This window comes from Pontibacter rugosus, assembly GCF_042678745.1.
Lineage (GTDB): Bacteria > Bacteroidota > Bacteroidia > Cytophagales > Hymenobacteraceae > Pontibacter > Pontibacter rugosus.
Map to the genome: position 1 here is coordinate 40713 of NZ_JBHTLD010000009.1, position 6657 is coordinate 47369.

7 protein-coding genes are annotated in these 6657 nt (G+C 45.5%); 1 reads left to right on the forward strand and 6 read right to left on the reverse strand.

Translation table 11 applies throughout. The features are described from left to right. Positions 1–44 precede the first annotated feature (44 nt). The 6 genes from ACFQ2O_RS02225 to ACFQ2O_RS02250 all read right to left on the reverse strand — a co-directional run bounded on the left by ACFQ2O_RS02225 (position 45) and on the right by ACFQ2O_RS02250 (position 6031). Positions 45–785, reverse strand: a complete 741-nt coding sequence (locus ACFQ2O_RS02225) for a hypothetical protein (protein WP_377522564.1) — start codon at positions 783–785, stop codon at positions 45–47. Between the two features lie 7 nt (positions 786–792). Then, the gene (locus tag ACFQ2O_RS02230) at positions 793–1173 is read right to left on the reverse strand and encodes a GntR family transcriptional regulator (protein WP_377522567.1); all 381 of its coding nucleotides are present in this window, start codon (positions 1171–1173) and stop codon (positions 793–795) included. Positions 1174–1189: 16 nt separating this feature from the next. Then, the gene (locus ACFQ2O_RS02235; RefSeq protein ID WP_377522569.1) at positions 1190–1963 is read right to left on the reverse strand and encodes a hypothetical protein; all 774 of its coding nucleotides are present in this window, start codon (positions 1961–1963) and stop codon (positions 1190–1192) included. After that, positions 1947–2801, reverse strand: a complete 855-nt coding sequence (locus tag ACFQ2O_RS02240) for an ABC transporter ATP-binding protein (RefSeq protein WP_377522571.1) — start codon at positions 2799–2801, stop codon at positions 1947–1949. Before ACFQ2O_RS02240 ends, ACFQ2O_RS02235 begins: the two co-directional genes overlap by 17 nt. Positions 2802–3097: 296 nt before the next feature. Continuing rightward, positions 3098–5056 (reverse strand): DNA topoisomerase (ATP-hydrolyzing) subunit B, encoded by a 1959-nt coding sequence (gyrB, locus tag ACFQ2O_RS02245; RefSeq protein ID WP_377522575.1) that lies wholly within the window; start codon positions 5054–5056, stop codon positions 3098–3100. A 321-nt stretch (positions 5057–5377) separates the two neighbouring features. After that, positions 5378–6031: an SIMPL domain-containing protein gene (locus tag ACFQ2O_RS02250; protein WP_377522578.1), complete on the reverse strand. Its 654-nt coding sequence runs from the start codon at positions 6029–6031 to the stop codon at positions 5378–5380. 199 nt (positions 6032–6230) lie between these two features. Here ACFQ2O_RS02250 and ACFQ2O_RS02255 point away from each other — a divergent pair, with 199 nt between their 5' ends. Then, positions 6231–6614: a hypothetical protein gene (locus ACFQ2O_RS02255; protein WP_377522579.1), complete on the forward strand. Its 384-nt coding sequence runs from the start codon at positions 6231–6233 to the stop codon at positions 6612–6614. Positions 6615–6657: the final 43 nt, after the last annotated feature.

Consider the following 6657-nt stretch of genomic DNA (forward strand, 5'->3'; position numbering starts at 1 on the left):
ATATTAGATTGTACTAATGGCAGTTCATTTGTCGAATGCGATACTTAATTCTTCAGCACAGAAGCCAGTGAAGCGCCTGAAACAGTTACTTTCGTGTTGTCAGAGAAAGTATAAGTTAGCTTTGGGATGCGCACGTTCTCCAGGTGCAGTTCGCTTCTGTTTTTGATGTCAAGGTTTGCCTGCTGTACCTGGTTGCTTCCGCTAAGCTCAAGTATAGACTGGCTGCCATCCTGCTCTCCTACAGTTGCCTTCAAAGCTCCGAGCTTATTATTAGATAACATAACTTTGCTGGCACGGCTCTGCACTAGATTCAGGCTATCCATGCTTAAGTCCTGCACGTAGACTGTAACGCCATTAAATTTTCCATCACCCACAGTATCCATATACAGCTCTTTGCCATTTACTGTGTAAGAAGCATCCGTTTGCAGGTGTTTAAGATCAGGCGTTGATATAATTACGTAGTATGGGGCGCTTACATTACGAACTTCTTCATCAAACGCCATACCTACCAGCAACCGATCCTGCTCTTGCTTTACCTTGATAAAGTCTTTTGCACTTTTATGCACCCATACTTTATACTCGCCCGGTATGATTTTAACACGCATGTAGTTGGCTCCGCGAACATCAATAGCTGTAAAACCTGTATGGTCTAAGCTGCTGTAGTTCTGGTAAGGGTCTTTGTAAGTTCCTTTTTTATACTCCTTTGTAAGAACTGCGTTATAGGCCACCACTGTAGCTATAAAGAACAATAAAGCTGTTAAAAGTAATTTGCTACTTGCTTTCATGATGCCTTTACTGGTTTAGTTCGTAATTTTCTGTAATAAACTGCTCATATTTTTCCTGCACCTCCTCCAGGCTGATTTCTAAGAGGTAGATGCTCCTGAAAAACTCGGGTAGGTCCTGCTGCAGAAAGTTTAGCTTTCGGTAGGCAATGATTTTCTTTAGCCCATCTGGTGCTACAAAAAAGCCAATGCCTCGCTTATTATAGATTACCTCCTGGTTCTGCAAAAATTCATAGGTGCGCATCACAGTGTTAGGGTTTACCTCCAGCTCTACTGCCAGCTCCCGTACCGAGGGTATTTTATCTTCTGGTGCCCATTTGCCCAGCAGAATGTTTTCGCTGACATAGGATGCTATCTGCAAATAGATCGCTTCATTATTTCTAAATTCCATACTTTTTCTTCTTTACCTATACTTGCTTTTCCTGCAGCAGCTTGTAAGACGCCGCCCAGAAAAGAGCTGCCAACACCAATGGTATAAAACTTAAGAGGGTTGAATACGCTTCCGGAAATGCTACACTCGCTTGTTCCTCCCCTTCTTTAAAAGATATACTTGTAAAAGGCATTGCCCCGTTTATATCGCGCCCCCACACCAGCTGCATCAGCTGCTCGTTTAGTATAATCAGAACACCTGCTACTACTATAAAGGCAAATGCGGTTTTGATGAAATGTCCTTTTTGGAAGAATGTACTTCCCCAAATTGCCAGCCCATGCAGTAGGGCGTAATAAACAAAAGCCATATACATCCCCTCTTTCGTTGAAAACACATTGAGTAAGCGAGGTGTTTCACCGCCAGCTTCCATACTTAGCACCACATAGTCAACCAGATAAAAACAGGCTAAATAAACTAACACAAAGAGCAGAAAAGAGTATACCCAGCCTACCAGATACTTCTCAAAGTGTGAGGCTGGTAGCGTCAGGAAGGCAATAGACTTATTTTTATCGCCCAAGTTCGCAAAGACACTACTCGTAAAAACAGTACCGACACCAAACAGAAACAACACAAAGAATACCCCCTGCGCCGTCTCACTTAATGGCTGATGATCTAGGTAGGCAGCACCTCCGATAAACAAGGCAAGTATACCTAAAAGTACCCCCAGCGACATCAGGTAGCTTTTGATATGCTCAGAAGTATGCTTCTGAAACAACAAACTAAAACGGCGAAAGCTAAAATGGTTTTGCATACTCAGGTTTATTTAAGAAGTTCAAAAGTGATTTATCACCGCTGATGATCGCATTAAAGAGCAACTCCATATCTACTTTGCTGTAGGTACCTGCTGTGTTTGGCATGATCACGTGCTTTCCTCTCAGAGCGTCTTCTGCATACAGCACATCCATACCTTCGGTAGATGAGAGATTGGTAAAGGTGAGCCTGTCAGCAATGGTATCAAGGTCTGCGTTTAGCACGATTTCGCGCTCGTGCAGCACCACCAGCGTATCTATCAGACTGTCCAGGTCTCTGACTTGGTGTGTGGAGATAATCATGCACCTGTCTTCGGTGAGCGCTGAGGCAATTATTTTCCGGAACTGTACTTTGGAAGGTATGTCCAAGCCGTTGGTTGGCTCATCCATTACTAGCAGGCTTGTGTTAGTAGCTAAACCAAAAGCAATTAACGCTTTCTTCTGCTGTCCAAAAGACATCTTGTTTAGCACAGCTTCGCGCGGCACTTCAAACTCAGCCAGGTATCTATAAAAGTCAGTTTCGCTAAACTTTGGGTAAAAGCAGGCGGTGTTTTTCACATACTGAGCAGAAGTAAGCGACGGTACATAAATCTCTTCCGGCAGGAAATAGAGCTCCTGCAGCAAAGCCGTTGACCTGCTGGCAGCATTTCTACCATCAATCAGGCAACTACCCTCCCTCGGAAAAGCAAGGCCAACCATGTTCTTCAGCAGCGTAGACTTGCCCGCGCCGTTTTTGCCTAGCAAACCATAAATATGCCCCCGCTGCAGTGAGAGCTGCAGGTTCTGGAAGAGCAGCGATTTGCTGGAGTAGCCAAAACTTAAATTCTCGATTTGTATCATACCGTCACCTGTATAGTGTATTAGTTACATAGTACACTACAAAGGTAGCAACAGTATTTACATTTCCTATATTTCCAGGAAATAAATTCAAAGGCTTATTAAGCAGTTAAGAAACAGTCATTTAGCAAAACATCAGGAACAATAGCCGCTGGCGCACTCCTATGGCATACAAGCCTGCATTATAACAATAAAGCTTACCGTATTAGTCATCGGGAGTACCAGTATGCTAACACTTTGGGGAAATAAAAAAGGCCAGCTGTAACAGCTGGCCTTTCCAAAATATAAGTTATGAGTACTTACACGTCTACACGTGCATACTTGGCATTTCGCTCAATAAAGTCGCGGCGAGGACCTACTTCATCCCCCATTAGCATGGAGAACAGGTGATCGGCCTCGGCAGCTGATTCAATGTCCACACGCTTCAGGCTTCGGGTGTCCGGATCCATGGTGGTGCTCCAAAGCTGCTCTGGGTTCATCTCTCCCAGACCTTTGTAGCGCTGTACGCCCACGCTTTCTTCTCTGCCTTTTCCTAGCTCCTGTATGGCCTCAAGACGGTCTTGCTCAGTCCAGCAGTAACGCTCTTCTTTGCCTTTCTTCACGAGGTATAACGGAGGCAGCGCAATGTATACATAGCCCATCTCTATTAATTCCTTCATGTAACGGAAGAAGAACGTCAGGATCAGGGTACGGATGTGTGAACCGTCTACGTCCGCATCCGTCATGATGATTACTTTGTGGTAGCGCAGTTTTACCATGTTCAGCGCCTTGTCGTCCTCTGGCGTACCAAAGCTCACCCCAAGAGCGGTGATCATGTTCTTGATCTCTTCGTTTTCGTAGATACGGTGCTCCTGGGCTTTTTCCACGTTCAGGATTTTACCACGAAGCGGCAGAATTGCCTGGAATTTACGGTTACGCCCCTGCTTAGCAGACCCACCTGCTGAGTCACCTTCTACCAGGTAAATTTCGCAGTTTTCAGGGTTGCTGTCAGAGCAGTCGGCCAGTTTACCAGGAAGGCTGGTGCTGGACAGTACGCTCTTGCGTTGTACCATCTCACGAGCCTTACGGGCTGCAAAACGTGCCTGCGCGGCAAGTATAACTTTTTGCACAATAATACGCGCCTCTTTCGGATGCTCCTCCAGATAGTTATTCAGCATCTCACCAACGGCCGTGTCCACAGCACCAGAAACTTCGGAGTTACCTAGTTTGGTTTTAGTCTGGCCTTCAAACTGTGGCTCCTGCACTTTCACAGAGATAACCGCTGTCAAACCTTCTCTAAAGTCATCACCTGCAATATCAATTTTCACCTTATCCAGCATACCTGATTTATCAGCGTAAGCCTTAAGGGTACGGGTAAGCGCGCGGCGGAAACCAGCTACGTGCGTACCACCTTCTATGGTGTTGATGTTATTTACATAAGAGAAGATGTTCTCAGTGTAAGAAGTGTTGTACTGCAGGGCAATCTCCACGGGCACACCGTTTTTCTCACTCTCTACGTGAATCGGCTCCGGGATAAGCGTCTCACGGGTTTCATCCAGGTAAGCAACAAACTCCTTCAAACCACCTTCAGACAAAAAAGAAACAGAAAGTGGCTGTCCCTCCTCGTTTAGTTCACGCAGGTCCTGCAGGTTAATACGTATCCCCTTGTTCAGGAAAGACAACTCGCGCAGGCGGCTGGCGATGGTGTCATACTTGTATTCTGTGGTGGTAAAGATGGAGGCATCCGGCTGAAAGCGAACAGTAGTACCTGTTTTATCGGTTTCACCTATCTCACGCACCGGGAAAGCCGGCACGCCTATATTATAATGCTGCTCGTATATTTTTCCGTTGCGGTGCACTGTTACATGCAAATCCGTTGAAAGTGCATTCACGCAGGAAACACCTACGCCGTGCAGACCACCAGATACTTTATAAGTGTCTTTATCAAACTTACCACCCGCGTGCAGCACCGTCATTACCACCTCCAGGGCAGAGCGGCCTTCTTTGGTGTGGAAATCAGTTGGAATACCCCGTCCGTTATCGGAAACGGTGATAGAATTGTCTGTGTTTATGGTTACTGATATCTCGTCGCAATGGCCGGCGAGGGCTTCATCAATAGAGTTATCTACTACCTCCCACACCAGGTGGTGCAGGCCCTTAATGCCGATATCGCCGATGTACATGGCCGGGCGCTTACGAACCGCTTCGAGACCTTCCAGTACCTGAATGCTATTTGCTGAATAATCGTTAGCTTTTGCTATATCTTTTACGTCACTCATTGGGTGTTATAGGCTAATTGAATAGGTAAAGTTACCACTTTTATTTAATTTTAACTATACTTTCGGGCCATGTGTAGCGTGTATGCAAAGGGTAGGTTTAGCGCTGCCGACATAGCACAAGTATAAGCTCCTATTTTTAAACAAAATACCTCCTGCAATGGTGCCTAAAGCGCTAACTAACAGCTACAAAAAATACAAAAAGCTTTTACAACAATATCTGTCATACCCATCTTCTATCCTGCTATATACAAGTATAGCTTGGCATTAAATGCAAAAAGCCGCTTTGGTTGCGGCTCCTGTTAGTTAAATCTTTTGCCCTACTTACTCCTGCTCCGCCGTTAACCTAGCTTTAACCTTTATTCGTGCTACCATCCGGCGGTTAAATTCATAATATTCCGGTCCGTACGGTTGCGTATTATCCAGTTCCTCAATCCCTACTATCTTGTAGCTCCCTTCGCCGCTGCTCAGGTTATTCAGTTTAAGCCGGGCATTCGCAAGTGCTTTCTCCAACATCTCCTGCTGCAGCTTCTGCCGCTGTGCATCATCTATAAAGGTACTGCTAACATTTACATTAAACGAAAACCGGTGGTCCAGCGCATCCTGCATAATGCGGCCGTAGGTGGCACTATCAGGCACGATAATATTATACGTTACGCTAGTCTGAAACATATTGGGGTTTACTTTCTTTCCCATCTGCTCAGGCATATAATTCAGGTATATGTTCTCGTTGGTGCGTACCATACTTGGCACCTCGTGCCGCAGCGAATCAGCCCATTTGTTAAATTTCTGCCGCATATCCATTGGGCCATTGTAAGACAGGTTGAGACGAAAACCGGCATCAGGCATAGGCTGCTCATACTCGCCAATTACATGCAGGTAATTTTCTTCCTGCCCAGCTGGTGTGCTGCAACTACTAACACTGAGAATGCTTACAAACAGCGATGCAAGCACAAGCCCTTTAAATAATCTTTTCATAGTTATAGCGTTTTTCTATATAGCAGATACTTAACGAAAAGTATGCCATACCTGAAGCCGGCTACTCAAAATACAGAAAAGTTAACTTTTGCTGCCTTTCAATGTGCCTCTCCGGAAGCTGTTACATAAAAGAAGCACTGTAGCAGTAGCCCCCTTATTTATACTTGCACAAGGATTCCTGCTGCCCTACCTTTGCAGCATGTGGCAACGCTACCTCTTCGGCCTCAGTATGCTGGTCATCTACCTGATGACAACGTTCCGCTATCTGGCTCCGGTAGTGTATTACCAACTTGACTATACATATATTTCTGAAGTACTCTGCATTAATCAGGATAAGCCACAGTTACAGTGCCACGGCAAATGCCACCTCCGCAAGCAGCTCGAGCAAACCTATTCGCTGGATAAACAAAAAGAGACACTACAGCACCTGATCTCCTCTTACCATGCCGTAGAAGATGTTCCGCTATCAGTTTTAATACTGCTGTCGCCCTTTGCACCTGCTGCTCCGGCCCCTCCTGTGTTTTATGAGCCGGGAGCTTATTTCGCCGCCTTGGATGCACCTTTTCATCCGCCTCAGGTGTAGAAATCGCCTATTACTCTACTTTGAATATTTTATTATAATACAT